Below are 15,399 nucleotides of genomic sequence, written 5' to 3'. Positions count from 1 at the left end.
TTGAAGGCCACCCGTTCGGCGCATATCAGATGCATACGGGTGGCCGGGTCGCATTCGGGCAACCGTCGACGACCGCTGCCCGTGGAAGCCTTCCGCGGCCTACTGTTGAGAAGTGCGTCTGCCGTGCCCGGCCGCGGCCGGCGCATCCCCTTGCTCTCCACGGGCGCTGGGAAGGGTTTTCAGACGCGGAGCCGCGGATGGTTCGCCGGGCACCGGACCGCGTGGCGTGGGCACCGCCGGCTGTGAGAGGGACGGGAATGGAACCGACCGAGAGCGCCGCTCCGGGCTCCCGGCTGCGCCTGCGCCGGATGTCCGGCGCCTGGCTGGCCGGACTCCGGACGGGGCGGCCGTCGGCGGGCGCGAGCGCGGGCGCCCGCGGCGCCGCACAGCTCACCGTCGGGGACTCCCCGCATTCCTACGGGCACACCGCCGCACGCGCCGCGGACCCGCCCGGCCACGAGAGCGAACGGCACCTGTCCTGGCCGGCGCTGCCCGCCGCCGTCGTGGGATCGGCCGCCTTCGTCCTCGGTGCCGGTTTCTACCGCGCATTCAGCGGACACCACGCGCTCTTCCCGTCCGGCACCGCCGGCTGGTCGCTCGCCGTGCTCACCGGCGTCATCGTCGGCCACCTGGTCGCCCTCGGCCGCTCCCGCTGGTGGGGCGGCACGGGTTCGGGCGCCGCCCTCACCCTCGCGGTCCTGCTGCTGTACGGCTGGGTGCCCGCCGGCATGGTCAGCCTCACCGTCGTCGTGCTGGTCGGCGTCGCCCGCCGCAACCGCTGGCGCCAGGGCGTCCTGCACGGCGCGGTCGACATCCTCGGCATCGGGACCGGCGCGCTGGTCCTGGCCGCCTTCGGCCGGGTCCCCTCCGTCGAGACGCCCTGGGACCCGCAGACCTGGACCCTCTACGCGGCACCCCAGGTGGTCCTCGTCGCCGCCGGCTACCTCGCGGTGAGCCGCGCCCTGCTCTGGTACCTGCACGCCCCGCGCACCGGCGGACTGCCCACCGTCGCGCGCACCGCCCTGGCCCGCCAGGGCCTCGTCGCCGTGGCGCTGCTCGGCATCGCGCCCCTCATCTGCGTGGTGGCGCAGGCGCGCCCGCTGCTGCTGCCGCTGTTCTCCATCCCGCTGATCGCGCTGGACTCCACGCTGTGGATAGCCCGGGCCCGGGCGGAGGAGCAACTGCGCGATCCGCTGACCGGGCTCCCCAACCGGCAGTGGCTCCTGGAGCGGACCTGGACGGCACTGGACGACGCCGAGCGGATCGGGGCCCGCGCCGCCCTGATGCTGATCGACCTCGACCGCTTCCGCTCGGTCAACGACACACTCGGGCATCTCGCGGGGGACAGGCTGCTGTTGCAGATAGCCGACCGGCTGCGACTGGCCCTGCCGCGCGGAGCGGAGGCCGCGCGGCTGGGCGGTGACGAGTTCGCCGTCTTACTGCCGGTGGCGGACTCCACGACCTCCGCCACCCGGCTGGCCCGCGGTCTCGTCGCCGCCCTCGGGTCACCGCTCGACCTCGACGGGCTCACGCTCGTCCTGGAGGCCAGCGCCGGGCTCGCCGTCTTCCCCGACCACGCGCTCGACGCGGAGGGGCTGCTGCGCCGCGCGGACGTGGCGATGTACCAGGCGAAGCGGGACCGTACGGGGGTGGAGGTGTACGAGTCCAAGCGGGACTCGAACACCCCTGACCGGCTGGGCCTGCTCGGCGACCTGCGCCGGGCGCTCGACGCCGGTGACGTGGAACTGCACTACCAGCCCAAGGTCCGCTTCGACGGGCAGGTGGCCGGGCTTGAGGCTCTGGTGCGCTGGGTGCACCCGGAGCGCGGGAAGGTGCCGCCGGACGAGTTCATCGCCATCGCCGAGTCATCCGGGCTGATGCCGCACCTCACGGAGTACGTGCTGGAGACTGCGCTCGCGCAGGTCGCGCGCTGGCGGGCACAGGGGCTGTACGTGCCGGTCGCGGTGAACGTGTCCCCGCGGGACGTGCACACTCCCGGGTTCGCCGGTTCGGTCGCCGCCCGTCTCGCCCGGCACGGGGTGCCCGCCGGGGCGCTCCAGCTGGAGATCACGGAGCATGTGCTGCTGGAGGATCCGCAGCGTGCCGCGGACACCCTGGCCGCGCTCACCGGGCACGGCGTGAAGATGTCGCTCGACGACTTCGGCACCGGTTACTCCTCCCTCGTCCATCTGCGGCGGCTGCCCGTCAGCGAGCTGAAGATCGACCGGTCCTTCGTGGCGCGGCTGGCGGTGGACAACGAGGACGCGGAGATCGTGCGGTGCACGGTCGATCTCGCGCATTCGCTCGGTCTGCTCGTCGTCGCCGAGGGGGTCGAGGACGACGAGACGTGGGAGCGGTTGCGGGATCTCGGGTGTGACGCCGTGCAGGGGTGGCTGGTGGCGGCGGCGATGCCTCCGGAGGAGGCCACGGCATGGTTGCTCGCGCGGGGGGCTCGGGGGTGGCAGCGGCCTCGCGCCGCGTTGCCCGCGGCGGAGTAGGTCTCTCTTTCCCGGGTGCCTGGACCGGCCTCCGGCCGGATGTCGCCCACCCACGCACCACCCGTTGCTCCTTCCTGGAAGGCCGGCCTCTCCCGTGTCTCCGCCTCGCCGTCGGCGTCCGCCCGTGCGCGGGGCTTCCGGTCCCACGGACCGGCCGTGACCGCCTTCCGGTGGCCGGCCTCTGCCGTGTCTCCGCCCTGCCGTCGGCGTCCGGCCGTGCGCGGGGGTTCCGGTTCCACGGACCGGCCGTGACCGCCTTCCTGGAAGGCCGGCCTCTGCCGTGTCTCCGCCTCGCCGTCGGCGTCCGGCCGTGCGCGGGGCTTCCGGTTCCACGGACCGGCCGTGGCCGCCTTCCGGTGGCCGGCCTCTGCCGTGTCTCCACCTCGCCGTCGGCGTCCGCCCGTGCGCGGGGGTTCCGGTTCCACGGACCGGCCGTGACCGCCTTCCGGCGGCCGGCCTCTGCCGTGCCCCGGCCCGGCCGTCTGCGTCCGGCCGTTCGTGGGGGTTGCGGCTGCCCGGGGAAACCCGTGCGCGGGCACCTGTGGTCGCCCCATAGGATTGGGGCCAAACCACACTCACTCACCCCAGAGGATCGCTGCATGCCTGGCATCACGCGCGAGGAGGTCGCCCACCTCGCACGGCTGGCGCGTCTGGAGCTGAAGGGCGAAGAGCTCGACCACTTCGCCGGCCAGCTCGACGACATCATCGGCGCGGTCGCCCGCGTCAGCGAGGTCGCCGACCAAGACGTACCGCCGACCTCTCACCCGCTGCCGCTGACGAACGTCATGCGCGCGGACGAGGTCCGTCCGTCGCTCACCCCCGCGCAGGCGCTCTCCGGCGCCCGGGCCCAGGAGCAGCAGCGTTTCAAGGTGCCGCAGATCCTGGGGGAGGACTAATCACCATGACGGACACCAACGTCAACATCATCAAGCTGACGGCCGCGGAGATCGCGGACCGGATCGCCGCCGGCGAGCTCACCGCCGTCGAGGTCACCGAGGCCCACCTCGCCCGCATCGGCGCGGTCGACGAGAAGGTGCACGCCTTCCTGCACGTGGACCGCGAGGGCGCGCTGGCCCAGGCCCGCGCCGTCGACGCCAAGCGCGCGCGGGGCGAGAAGCTCGGCCCCCTGGCCGGCGTCCCCCTGGCGCTCAAGGACATCTTCACCACCGAGGGCGTGCCGACCACCGTCGGCTCCAAGATGCTCGAGGGCTGGATCCCGCCGTACGACGCCACGGTGACCAAGCGGCTGAAGGACGCCGACGTCGTCATCCTCGGCAAGACCAACATGGACGAGTTCGCCATGGGGTCCTCGACGGAGAACAGCGCCTACGGCCCGACCGGCAACCCCTGGGACCTCACCAGGATCCCCGGCGGCTCCGGCGGCGGCTCCTCCGCCGCGCTCGCCTCCTTCCAGGCGCCGCTCGCCATCGGCACGGACACCGGCGGCTCGATCCGCCAGCCCGCCGCCGTCACCGGCACCGTCGGCGTCAAGCCGACCTACGGCGGCGTCTCGCGCCACGGCATGGTCGCCTTCTCCAGCTCCCTCGACCAGGGCGGCCCCTGCGCCCGTACGGTCCTGGACGCGGCCCTCCTGCACGAGGTCATCGCCGGTCACGACCCGCTCGACTCCACCTCCATCGACGCTCCGGTCCCGCCGGTCGTCGAGGCCGCCCGCAACGGCAGCGTGGCGGGCATGCGCGTCGGCGTCGTCAAGCAGTTCGCGGGCGAGGGCTACCAGGCCGGTGTCGTCCAGCGCTTCAACGAGTCGGTCGCCCTCCTGAAGGAGCTCGGCGCCGAGATCGTCGAGCTGGACTGCCCGTCCTTCGACCTGGCCCTGTCGGCGTACTACCTGATCGCGCCCTCCGAGTGCTCCTCGAACCTCGCGCGCTTCGACGGCCTGCGCTACGGCCTGCGCGTCGGTGACGACGGCACCCGTTCGGCCGAGGACGTCACCGCCGTCACCCGTGAGGCGGGCTTCGGCGACGAGGTCAAGCGCCGGATCATGCTCGGCACGTACGCCCTGTCCAGCGGCTACTACGACGCCTACTACGGCAGCGCCCAGAAGGTCCGCACGCTCATCACGCGCGACTTCGAGAAGGCATTCGAGCAGGTCGACGTGATCGTCTCGCCGACCACGCCCACCACCGCCTTCCCGATCGGCGAGCGCGCCGACGACCCGATGGCGATGTACCTCGCCGACCTGTGCACCATCCCGACCAACCTCGCGGGCAACGCGGCCATGTCCCTGCCCTGCGGTCTGGCCCCGGAGGACAACCTCCCGGTCGGTCTGCAGATCATCGCCCCGGCGATGAAGGACGACAGGCTCTACAAGGTCGGCGCCGCCGTCGAGGCCGCCTTCGTGGAAAGGTGGGGTCACCCGCTGATCGAGGAGGCTCCGTCGCTGTGAGCAAGACCCTGTCGAAGGCCAAAGGCTTCAAGAAGTCCAAGTCCGGCCTGTACCTGTCCATGGCCACCACCGCTTTCGGCGCGCTCAGCGTCGCCAAGCAGGCCAAGCTGGCCCGCACCGACAACGACACGCTGCGCCTGATCGACTCCGCCGTGTCCGCCGCCGCCATCGTCACCGGCCTCGCCATCCTCTACCGGGAGCTCAAGCGCCTGGGCGACGACGACGTCCTGCTGGGCTGAGAGGGAAGTTTTCACCGTGACCACCACGACCGACCTGGTGTCGTACGAGGACGCGCTGGCGTCGTACGACCCCGTCATGGGCCTCGAAGTCCATGTCGAACTCGGCACCAAGACGAAGATGTTCTGCGGGTGTTCCACCACGCTGGGCGCCGAGCCCAACTCGCAGACCTGTCCGACCTGCCTCGGCATGCCCGGCGCGCTGCCCGTCGTCAACGCGACCGGCGTCGAGTCCGCGATCAAGATCGGTCTCGCGCTGCACTGCGAGATCGCCGAGTGGTGCCGCTTCGCCCGGAAGAACTACTTCTATCCGGACATGCCGAAGAACTTCCAGACCTCCCAGTACGACGAGCCGATCGCCTTCAACGGCTACCTGGACGTCCAGCTGGAGGACGGCGAGGTCTTCCGCGTGGAGATCGAGCGCGCCCACATGGAGGAGGACACCGGCAAGTCCTTGCACGTGGGCGGTGCCACCGGCCGCATCCACGGCGCCTCCCACTCGCTGCTCGACTACAACCGCGCCGGCATCCCGCTCATCGAGATCGTCACCAAGCCGATCGAGGGTGCGGGCGAGCGCGCCCCCGAGGTCGCCAAGGCGTACGTCGCCGAGCTGCGCGAGCTCATCAGGGCGCTCGGCGTCTCCGAGGCCCGCATGGAGATGGGCCAGATGCGCTGCGACGTGAACCTGTCGCTGCGCCCGCACGGCCGGGAGAAGTTCGGCACGCGGAGCGAGACGAAAAACGTCAACTCGCTGCGCTCCGTGGAGCGGGCGGCCCGCTACGAGATCCAGCGCCACGCCGCCGTCCTCTCCTCCGGCGGCACGATCATCCAGGAGACCCGCCACTTCCACGAGGACACGGGGTCCACCACCTCGGGCCGCGTGAAGGAGGAGGCCGAGGACTACCGGTACTTCCCGGAGCCCGACCTCGTCCCCGTGGCGCCGTCCCGCGAGTGGGTCGAGGAGCTGCGCGCGGTCCTGCCCGAGCAGCCGCTGGCCCGCCGCAACCGGCTGCGCGAGGAGTGGGGCGTCAGCGCCCACGACATGCAGTCGATCCTCAACGCCGGGGCCATCGACCCGATCGTCGCGACGATCGAGGCCGGTGCCGACGCCGCCTCCGCCCGCAAGTGGTGGATGGGCGAGCTGGCCCGCAGCGCCAACGAGTCGGGGAAGTCCCTGGAGGACCTCCCGATCACCCCGGCGCAGGTCGCCCGGGTGGCGCAGCTGGTCGCCGCCGGTGACCTCAACGACAAGCTCGCCCGTCAGGTCATCGAGGGCGTCCTCGCCGGCGAGGGCACCCCGGACGAGGTCGTCGAGAAGCGCGGTCTGAAGGTCGTCTCGGACGAGGGCGCGCTGACGACCGCCGTCGAGGAGGCCATCGCCGGCAACCCGGGCATCGCCGACAAGATCCGCGGCGGCAAGGTCCAGGCCGCGGGCGCGCTCGTCGGCGCGGTCATGAAGGCCACCCGGGGCCAGGCCGACGCGGCCCGCGTCAAGGAGCTCATCCTGGAGAAGCTGGGCGTCAGCGAGGGCTGAGTTCCCGGTTCCGCCTGTGTCCACCTCGGGGGGACGCGCCGTCCGCCGGCACGTCCCCCCGAGGTGCGTCCCGCTGCGCCGTAAGGGTTGACGAAATTCCCCGAAGTGGCGTGTGAGCTGCCTCGTGCTCCTGTGAGTAAGCCCACGAAAGGGACAAAGGATCTTTTCCGACTGTAAGAGTGTCTGGGCATTGCTCATACGTTCTTTGCGGGCTGTTCCGTTACATTGTCGGCTGTTCCCGATCAAAGACCACGAATCATCCAGGGAGCACGTCCGTTGGCAGCCCTTGCGCGCTGGTGTGTACGGCACCGCCTCGTCGCCGTTCTGCTGTGGCTCCTCGCGCTGGGCGGCACGACCGCCGCCGCGGCCGTGGCGGGCTCCGCGTACTCGAACGACTACGAGGTCCCCGGCACCGAGTCCGGCCGCGCGACCCGGCTCCTCCAGGAGGGGTTCCCGAGCCTCGGCGGCGACGCCGACACCGTGGTCTGGCACACGGCGCCGGGCACCGTGCGCTCCGCCGACGTCGAGCAGACGATGACCCGCACGCTGGACCGGATCGCCGACCTGCCCGGTGTCGCCTCGGTCGTCAGCCCGTACGAGGGACGCCACAGCGGGCAGATCAGCGCCGACGGACGCACGGCGTACGCCGCGGTCACCTTCGAGGACCGGGCCGAGGACATCGACCCGGCCGACGCGAAGGCCGTCGTCGACACCGCCCAGGAGGCCGGGACCGAGGGCCTCCAGGTGGAACTGGGCGGCACCGCCGTCGCGGCCACCGAACCGGCCGGCGGACACCTCGCCGAGGTCATCGGCGTCCTGGTCGCGGCGGTGGTCCTCTTCCTCGCCTTCGGCTCCTTCGCCGCCTCCATGCTGCCCATCGCCACCGCGCTCGTCAGCGTCGGCACCGCGTACGCAGCGATCGTGCTTCTCGGGCACGCCATGACCGTCGCCGACTTCGCCCCCATGCTGGGGATGCTGATCGGGCTCGGGGTGGGCATCGACTACGCGCTGTTCATCGTGACCCGGCACCGGCGGGGGCTGAAACGGGGCCTGCCGGTCGCGGAGGCCGCGCAGAACGCCGTGGCCACCACCGGCCGGGCCGTCGTCTTCGCCGGCGCCACCGTCTGCATCGCCCTGCTCGGCATGCTCATCCTGCGGCTCGGCTTCCTCAACGGGGTGGCCATCGCGGCCTCCCTGACCGTGGTCCTCACGGTCGCCGCCTCCGTGACCCTGCTGCCCGCCCTCCTGTCCTTCATCGGGCCGCGCGCGCTGAGCCGGCGCGAGCGGCGGCGGCTGGCCGAACACGGACCCGAACCGGAGATCGCCGCCGGCCTCGCCGCCCGCTGGTCCGCGTTCGTGGAGCGGCACCCGAAGCTGCTGGGGAGCCTCGCGGTGGCCGTCATGGCGCTGCTAGCGCTGCCGACGCTCTCCCTGCACCTGGGCACGTCCGACCAGGGCAACGGCCCCACGTCGTCGACCACACGGCAGGCCTACGACCTCATCGGGGACGGTTTCGGACCCGGCGTGAACGGTCCCCTGACCCTCGTCACCCCGGTGGGCGGCGCCGCGGACCGGCTGGCGCTCGACAACCTCGACGCCACCCTCAGGTCCACCGAGGGCGTCGCCTCGGTGGCCCCCGTGACGTACGGCTCGGGCACCGCGTACCTGACCGTCGTCCCGGAGTCCGCCCCGCAGTCCCAGCGGACCAGCGAACTCGTCGACCGGCTGCGCGACGAGGTGCTGCCGCGGGCCGAGTCGGGCACCTCGCTCGACGTGCACGTCGGCGGGGTGACGGCGAGCTACGACGACTTCGCCGACGTCATCGTCGGCAAACTCCCGCTGTTCGTGGGTGTGGTGATCGGGCTCGGCTGCGTCCTGCTGCTGGTCGCCTTCCGGTCCCTGGGCATCCCGCTCAAGGCCGCCGTCATGAACGTCGCCGCCGTCGCCGCGGCCTTCGGCGTGGTGGTCGCGGTCTTCCAGTGGGGCTGGGGCAGCGAGCTGCTGGGGCTGGGCAGGGCCGGGCCGATCGAGCCGTTCCTGCCGGTGATCATGGTCTCGGTGCTCTTCGGGCTCTCCATGGACTACCAGGTGTTCCTGGTCAGCCGGATGTACGAGGAGTGGCTGGAGACCGGCGACAACCGGCGGGCCGTGCGCGTCGGGCTCGCCGAGACCGGCCGTGTGATCAACTCGGCCGCCGTCATCATGATCTCGGTCTTCCTCGCCTTCGTGCTCAGCGGCGACCGCGTCATCGCGATGTTCGGGATCGCCCTCGCGGCGGCCGTCGCCCTCGACGCGTTCGTCCTGCGCACCCTGCTCGTCCCCGCCCTGATGCACCTGCTGGGCGGCGCCAACTGGTGGCTGCCGGGCTGGCTCGACCGGCGCCTGCCGCGGATCAGCATCGAGCCCCCCGAGTGCCGTCCCGTCCACGGCGCCGGCGCGAAAATCCCCGGGAAGCGCCACGAGGACGACGCCGCGCTGGTCGGCGTACTGGAGAGCGAGCGGCCGCGGGACGTCAGCGACGCCGTCGGCTGACGGGCAGGCGCGGGCACGCCTCCTCATGTGCCGATCGTTATGCACCGACACAGACAACGTTAAGAAACCTCTCAGACTTCGTCCGTACCGTGCGACGCATGGGAACCAAGACAGCTGACGAGGCCGGGACCGAGACCGGCACCGAGGCGCAGAGCGACGAGAAGACCGTGGTCGTCACCAAGGCCGGCGAGCCGGGGGAAACCGCTGCCGAGGAGCAGGACGCGGCGCGGGCCGAGGCCGAGGCCGAGGACAGGGAGGCCCGGGAGGACGACGAGCCGGCCGCGCAGGGCTCCTCCGGCGTGGGCCAGGGCGCCGCCGCGGTCGTCTCCGCCGGGCTCGGCATCGTCTCGCTCACCGGCAGCTGGGTCGCCACCGTGGCCGCCGCGCGCGAGACGCTCGTCGGCCAGCTGCGGACCTCGTCCTCCGCGAGCGTCGCCAAGCAGGTCCAGGAGGTCTACGGCGACGCCTGGCAGGTCACCGCGCTGATCGGCGGCCTCTTCGCGCTGGCCGCCCTGATCGTCGGCGTCGTCGTGCTGGCCCGCCCCGCCTTCGGGGTCCCCGGCAGGCCGCAGGCGCCCTGGATCAAGTCGGTCGCCTGGGCGGGCGTCGCACTCGGCGTCGTGGGGCTGCTGCTGGCCGTCGCCAAGTACTCCGACCTCCTGCTCGGCCTGCCCTCCACCGGCTGAGACCCCGTATCCCCCCGCACGACCTGAGGGGCCTTAGAGCCGCCGTGAGTCATCCACGGCCGTTCTAAGGTCCCTTCCGCGTCCAAGATGCGGAACTCTCCCGATGTGGCGGACCCCCCTGGGAGACGAGAGTTGAGGCATCGCACCGAGCGAGGACCGAGACCGACAGCTCTTCATGGGGAGACGAGATGTACGAGTACGAGATCCACCAGACCCGCTCCGCCGACCTGATCCGCCAGGCCGACCACCACCGCATGGTCCGCGAGGCCCTGCGCGGGCGCCGGAACGCCCGCCGCGCCGCCGCCGACGCGTCGGCCCGGCACGACACCGGAGGGCAGGCCCATACGGACCGTCCCCGCCGGCACCCGTTCGCCCGCGCCGCGTGAGCGCCGGGGCGGGGGAGGCAGGCCGTACGGGGGTCGGCCCACCTCCCTCCGACACCGTCGTCCCGGCAGCCGGCCAGGCTGCCGGGACGACGGCCGTTCCGGCTCCCGGCAGCGTTCCGGCCGCCTCGCGCACGGGGCGGACCGAGGCCGCGCCGCCGATAATCGATGCCGCTCTGTCGGACCCCTGTGCGATGCTCGGCGCTGTGGAAACCAGGTCTGTCAGCCCGGTGTTCATCGGCCGAGCCGACGAACTGGAGGCCCTTCGCGAAGCACTCGCCCGTGCCGCCGCCGGTGAGCCGCAGGCGCTGCTGCTCGGCGGTGAGGCCGGCGTCGGCAAGACCCGCCTGATCGAGGAGTTCGCCACCGCGGCCGCCGCCGGGGGAGCCGTCGTCGCGATCGGCGGCTGCGTCGAGATCGGCGCCGACGGACTCCCCTTCGCGCCGTTCTCCAGCGCCCTGCGCGCCCTGCGCCGCGAACTCCCCGGCGAACTCGCCGCCGCGGCCGCGGGACAGGAGGACGAACTGGCCCGGCTGCTGCCCGAACTCGGCGAGGCCACCCGCGGGCGCGGGCACGAAGAGGACGGCATGGCCCGCCTGTTCGAGCTCACCGCCCGGCTCCTGGAGCGCGTCGCCGCGGGCCGCACGGTCGTCCTCGTCCTGGAGGACCTGCACTGGGCCGACGCCTCCACCCGGCACCTCCTGGCCTACCTCTTCCGCACGTTGCGCAGCGGCCGCCTCGTCGTCGTCGCCACCTACCGCGCCGACGACATCCACCGCCGCCATCCGCTGCGCCCCCTGCTGGCCGAGCTCGACCGGCTCCGCACGGTCCGCCGCATCGAGCTGGGCCGGTTCAACCGCGTCGAGGTCGGCCGCCAGATCGCCGGCATCCTCGCCCACGAACCCGACCCGGCCCAGGTCGACGAGATCTTCGAACGCTCCGACGGGAACGCCTTCTTCGTCGAGGAGCTCGCCGTCGCCTCCCACGAGGGCTGCTGCGCCGGACTCACCGACTCCCTGCGCGACCTGCTCCTCGTCCGTGTGGAGGGGCTGCCCGAGGACGCCCAGCGGGTCGCCCGGATCGTCGCCGAGGGCGGCTCCACCGTCGAGTACCCGCTCCTCGCCGCCGTCGCCCGGCTCGCCGAGGACGACCTGATCGAGGCCCTGCGAGCGGTCGTCGGCGCCAACATCCTCCAGCCCGCCCCCGGCGGCGACGGCTACCGCTTCCGGCACTCCCTGGTCCGCGAGGCCGTCAGCGACGACCTGCTGCCCGGCGAGCGCTCCCGCCTCAACCGCCGGTACGCCGAAGCCCTCGAAGCCCGCCCCGAGCTGGTCCCGGCCGACGAGCGCGCCACCCGCCTGGCCAGCTACTGGTACCACGCCCACGACGCCGCCAAGGCCCTGCCCGCCGTCCTCCACGCCGCGGTGGAGGCCCGCCGCCGGCACGCGCCCTCCGAGCAACTGCGGCTGCTGGAGCGGGCGATGGAGCTGTGGGAGGTCGCCCCCGAGGCCGTACGGGCCGCACTGCGCCCCGTCGACTACACCGAGGTGTACCCTCCCTGCGGCTGCGACCCGGCGACCACGCCGCTGCGCTACCTCGACCTGATGGCCGAGGCCGCCGTCGCCGGGCGTCTGTGCGGGGAGCGCGAACGCGCCATGAAGATCACCAAGCGGGCGCTGCGCCTCCTGGAGGACGAGCCGGACCCGCTGCGCGCGGCCTGGTTCTGGGTCCAGCGCTCCCGCCTCGTCCAGGGCCAGGCCCGCGGCGACGGCTGGAAGGAACTCGCCACCGCCCAGGACCTCGTACGCGGTCTGCCGCCCTCGGAGGTGCACGCCGAGGTGCTCGCCATGGTCGCCGGCTGGTCGATGCTCCACGACCCCGGCCCCGACGCGCTCTCCGACGCCCAGCGCGCCGTCGAGTACGCGCGCATGGTGGGCGCCGACGACATCGAGCTGAACGCCCGGCTCACCCTCGGCGGCCTGATGGTCGACGCGGGCGACACCGAGGCCGGACTCGCCGAGATGTACGAGGTCAGGGACCGGGTGGTGGAGCGGGGCGTCACCCATGTCGTCGGCCGCAGCCATGTGAACCTGCCGTCGGTCCTGGAGGGCGTCGGCCGGTCCGAGGAGTCCGTCGCCGTACTGCGCGAGGGTATCCAGCTGACCCGGCGGATGGGCCTGCTGGACTCCGAGGCCTGGGTGTGGACCAACCTCTCCGAGTCGCTCTACTCGCTGGGCCGTTGGGACGAGGCGACCGAGGCGGCGACGAACGCCCACACCACCGGGCAGAGCGCCAAACCGCGCGGCGGCGCCTCCACCCGGCTCGCCCATATCGCCCTCGCCCGGGGCGAGATGGCCGCCGTGGCCCGCCATCTGGCCGCCGCCCGCGGGTTCTACGGCAGCCACGACCCGATGCCGCAGAACTCCCTGCCACTGCTGCGCATAGCCATCGGCCTGGCGGCCGGCGAGGGCCGGCACCAGGACGCCCGCACCGCGCTGTACGAGGCCCTCGACGCCGGCTTCCCGCCCGGCACCCAGCGCTACGGCTGGCCGCTGCTGCTGGCCGGCACCACGGCCGAGGCCGACTTCCGCGGGCTGCCACCGGCCGAGCGGGGCCGCGCCGAGGCCCTCGGCCGCATCCGCACCGCCGCCCGCTCCCTCGCCACCGGGGCGCCCATCTGGCGGGCCTACGAGCAGTGGGTGCGCGCCGAACTCCAGCGCGCCGAGGGGACGGCGGCCCCGCACCTCTGGTCCGACGTGGTCACCGCCGTCGAACCCCTGGCCCGCCCCTACGACCTGGCCCGCGTTCGCCACCGCCTCGCCGAGTCGCTGCTCGCCTCCGGCGCGGACGACGACGACCGGGCCCGCGCCACCGAACTGCTGCGGCTGGCCGGCGCGGTCGCCGCACACCTCGGTGCCCGGCCACTCGCCGACGCCGTCGCCCTGCTCGCCCGGCGCGCCCGCCTCACCCTGACCCACGTTCCCGCCGGGCCCGCGGAGCCGGCCGGTGCCTGCGCCGACCCCGTCGAGGCACTCGGCCTCACCAGCCGTGAGCGGGACGTCCTGCGTCTCGTCGCCGCCGGCCGCAGCAACCGCCAGATCGCCGAACGGCTGTTCATCTCGCCGAAGACGGCCAGCGTCCACGTGTCGAACATCCTCGCGAAGCTCGGTGTCTCGGGCCGCGGGGAGGCCGCCGCGCTGGCGCACCGGCTGCGGCTGTTCCCGCCGGAGACGCCCGCCGCCCAGGCGATGGGCGGGGGACCTACGCTGTAAGGATCCGGGCCGAGGGAGGCGCCGTGTTCAACATGTTCGAGGAGTTGTTCGCACCGGGCCGCAAGCACACCGACGACGAGCGCAAGCGGCTGGAGCTGACCCGCGTCGACCTGAACGACGGGGACCCCGGGCGGGGCCCGATAGACCTCACCTCGGGCAAGGTCGTCGTCCGCGCGCAGCCGTCCGCACCGGACGCGCGGCCGGAGGAGACGGCTGCGGACGACCCCGCGTCGCAGGACACGGCCACGGAGATCCCGGCCGCGCCCGACGCGGACCACAGGGACCCGTCGTCGCACGAACCGCCCCGCGAGGGATCGCAGGACCCAAAAACGAGCGGGCCGCCCAGCGCGCACTCGAAGGGCCCGGCGGCGCAGGAGCCGCCCGGCGCGGGCTCGCAAAACCCGGAAACGCACGAGCCGCCCGACGCGCACTCGCCGGGCCCGACGGCGCAGGAACCGCCCGGCGCGGGTTCGTAGGACCCGGAAACCAGCGAGCCGCCCAGCGTGTACTTGCAGGGCCCGACGGTGCAGGAGCCGTCCGGCGTTAGCTCGTAGGTCCGGAAACGCCCGAGCCGCCCAGCGCGTACTCGCAGGGCCCGGCGAGGCGGCAACCGCCCGGCGCGGGCTGACCCGCCCGGCTGCCGCCCCGCGAGCCGGCTCGCCCGCGCGCCCTACTTCACCGCGAGTTCCAGGATCTTGTCGTCGCCGCCCTTCGGGGAGCCGCGGCCGTCCGTCTCGCTCGTGACCAGCCACAGCCGGTCGCCGCCCGCGGAGACCACCGTGCGCAGGCGGCCGTACTCGCCCTTCAGGAACGCCTGGGGCTCGGCGGACGCCTTGGTCCCCTTCAAGGGGATCCGCCACAGGCGCTGGCCGCGCAGGCCCGCCATCCACACCGACCCCTCGGCGTAGGCGATGCCGCTGGGGGAGGCCTCGTCGGTGTGCCACTGGGCGACCGGGTCCACGAACCTGGCGTCGTCGCCCTTGCCCTCGGCGTCGGGCCACCCGTCGTTGTCGCCCGGCCCCACGTGGTTCAGCTCGTCCCAGGTGTCCTGCCCGAACTCCGACGCCCACAGGCGCTGCTTGTCGTCCCAGGCCAGCCCCTGGACGTTGCGATGGCCGTACGAGTACACGACGGAGTCGCCGAAGGGGTTGCCCGGGGCCGGCTCGCCCTCCGGGGTCATCCTCAGGATCTTGCCGCCCAGCGACTTCTTGTCCTGGGCCAGCCCCGTGTCCCCGGTCTCGCCCGTGCCCGCGTACAGCATCCGGTCCGGGCCGAAGGCGATCCGGCCGCCGTTGTGGATGACCCCCTTGGGGATGCCCCGCAGGATCGTGTCCGGGGCGCCCAGCTGCTCGCCGGCCGGCTTCTCCTCCTCGTACAGCAGACGGGCGATGCGGTTGTCGGACGCCGTGGTGAAGTACGCGTAGACCATGTGGTCCGAGGCGTACGCGGGGGAGAGCGCGAGCCCCAGGAGGCCCCCCTCGCCCGACGCGGCCACCCCGGGCACCTTGCCCAGCTCCGACTTCTCGCCGGTCTTGGCGTCGATCCGCGTGATCGTGCCCTCGTCGCGCGAGGCGACCAGCAGGTCGCCGTCGGGCAGGGGGGCCAGGCCCCAGGGGGACTTCAGGCCCTCGGCGACGGTGCGCACCACCTCGACCGAGCCCTTCGCGGGCGGTGTGGTCTCCCGGGGCGCCCCGGAGGACGTGGCCGGCGGGGTCTTCCTGTCCGGCCCCGAGCTCCCGGCGGCGTCCGGCCCTCCTCCGTCGTCGGAGGAGCAGCCGGCCGTCAGCAGAAGCGCGGCCGTGGCCAACACGGCCGTCACAGCTCGACGTTGCACGATCAAGGTCCCTTCGA

Annotated in this window: 11 protein-coding genes; 10 read left to right on the top strand and 1 reads right to left on the bottom strand. The window is 73.2% G+C overall.

Going from position 1 to position 15,399, the window contains the following annotated elements; translation table 11 throughout:
• The first annotated feature begins 257 nt into the window (after window positions 1-257).
• From ACFYQQ_RS08910 to ACFYQQ_RS08865, 10 genes are all read left to right on the top strand, one after another.
• On the top strand, window positions 258-2,498 hold the full coding sequence (locus ACFYQQ_RS08910) for a bifunctional diguanylate cyclase/phosphodiesterase (RefSeq protein WP_356171665.1): 2,241 nt from the start codon (window positions 258-260) through the stop codon (window positions 2,496-2,498).
• Between the two features lie 599 nt (window positions 2,499-3,097).
• Window positions 3,098-3,394, top strand: a complete 297-nt coding sequence (gene gatC, locus ACFYQQ_RS08905) for an Asp-tRNA(Asn)/Glu-tRNA(Gln) amidotransferase subunit GatC (protein WP_355786663.1) — start codon at window positions 3,098-3,100, stop codon at window positions 3,392-3,394.
• Window positions 3,395-3,399: 5 nt separating this feature from the next.
• On the top strand, window positions 3,400-4,905 hold the full coding sequence (gene gatA, locus ACFYQQ_RS08900) for an Asp-tRNA(Asn)/Glu-tRNA(Gln) amidotransferase subunit GatA (RefSeq protein ID WP_355786660.1): 1,506 nt from the start codon (window positions 3,400-3,402) through the stop codon (window positions 4,903-4,905).
• Window positions 4,902-5,144, top strand: a complete 243-nt coding sequence (locus ACFYQQ_RS08895; RefSeq protein WP_355786657.1) for a hypothetical protein — start codon at window positions 4,902-4,904, stop codon at window positions 5,142-5,144. The genes gatA and ACFYQQ_RS08895 overlap by 4 nt, the downstream gene beginning before the upstream one ends.
• 16 nt (window positions 5,145-5,160) lie before the next feature.
• On the top strand, window positions 5,161-6,675 hold the full coding sequence (gene gatB / locus ACFYQQ_RS08890) for an Asp-tRNA(Asn)/Glu-tRNA(Gln) amidotransferase subunit GatB (protein WP_355786654.1): 1,515 nt from the start codon (window positions 5,161-5,163) through the stop codon (window positions 6,673-6,675).
• A gap of 276 nt (window positions 6,676-6,951) precedes the next feature.
• Window positions 6,952-9,207: an MMPL family transporter gene (locus ACFYQQ_RS08885; RefSeq protein WP_355786651.1), complete on the top strand. Its 2,256-nt coding sequence runs from the start codon at window positions 6,952-6,954 to the stop codon at window positions 9,205-9,207.
• A gap of 98 nt (window positions 9,208-9,305) precedes the next feature.
• Window positions 9,306-9,893 (top strand): hypothetical protein, encoded by a 588-nt coding sequence (locus tag ACFYQQ_RS08880; protein WP_356171674.1) that lies wholly within the window; start codon window positions 9,306-9,308, stop codon window positions 9,891-9,893.
• A 188-nt stretch (window positions 9,894-10,081) separates the two neighbouring features.
• Window positions 10,082-10,279, top strand: a complete 198-nt coding sequence (locus ACFYQQ_RS08875; protein WP_356171677.1) for a hypothetical protein — start codon at window positions 10,082-10,084, stop codon at window positions 10,277-10,279.
• Window positions 10,280-10,470: 191 nt separating this feature from the next.
• Window positions 10,471-13,548: an AAA family ATPase gene (locus tag ACFYQQ_RS08870; protein ID WP_355783441.1), complete on the top strand. Its 3,078-nt coding sequence runs from the start codon at window positions 10,471-10,473 to the stop codon at window positions 13,546-13,548.
• Window positions 13,549-13,580: 32 nt separating this feature from the next.
• Window positions 13,581-14,024 (top strand): DUF6191 domain-containing protein, encoded by a 444-nt coding sequence (locus ACFYQQ_RS08865; RefSeq protein WP_356171731.1) that lies wholly within the window; start codon window positions 13,581-13,583, stop codon window positions 14,022-14,024.
• 194 nt (window positions 14,025-14,218) lie between these two features.
• Here ACFYQQ_RS08865 and ACFYQQ_RS08860 read toward each other — a convergent pair whose 3' ends face one another.
• On the bottom strand, window positions 14,219-15,388 hold the full coding sequence (locus ACFYQQ_RS08860) for a PQQ-dependent sugar dehydrogenase (protein ID WP_355783432.1): 1,170 nt from the start codon (window positions 15,386-15,388) through the stop codon (window positions 14,219-14,221).
• Window positions 15,389-15,399 lie beyond the last annotated feature (11 nt).

The organism is Streptomyces sp. NPDC005496, from assembly GCF_042872045.1.
GTDB lineage: Bacteria > Actinomycetota > Actinomycetes > Streptomycetales > Streptomycetaceae > Streptomyces.
The sequence above is the reverse complement of the archived record's forward strand: the minus strand, read 5'-3'. Positions and strand labels throughout refer to the sequence as shown.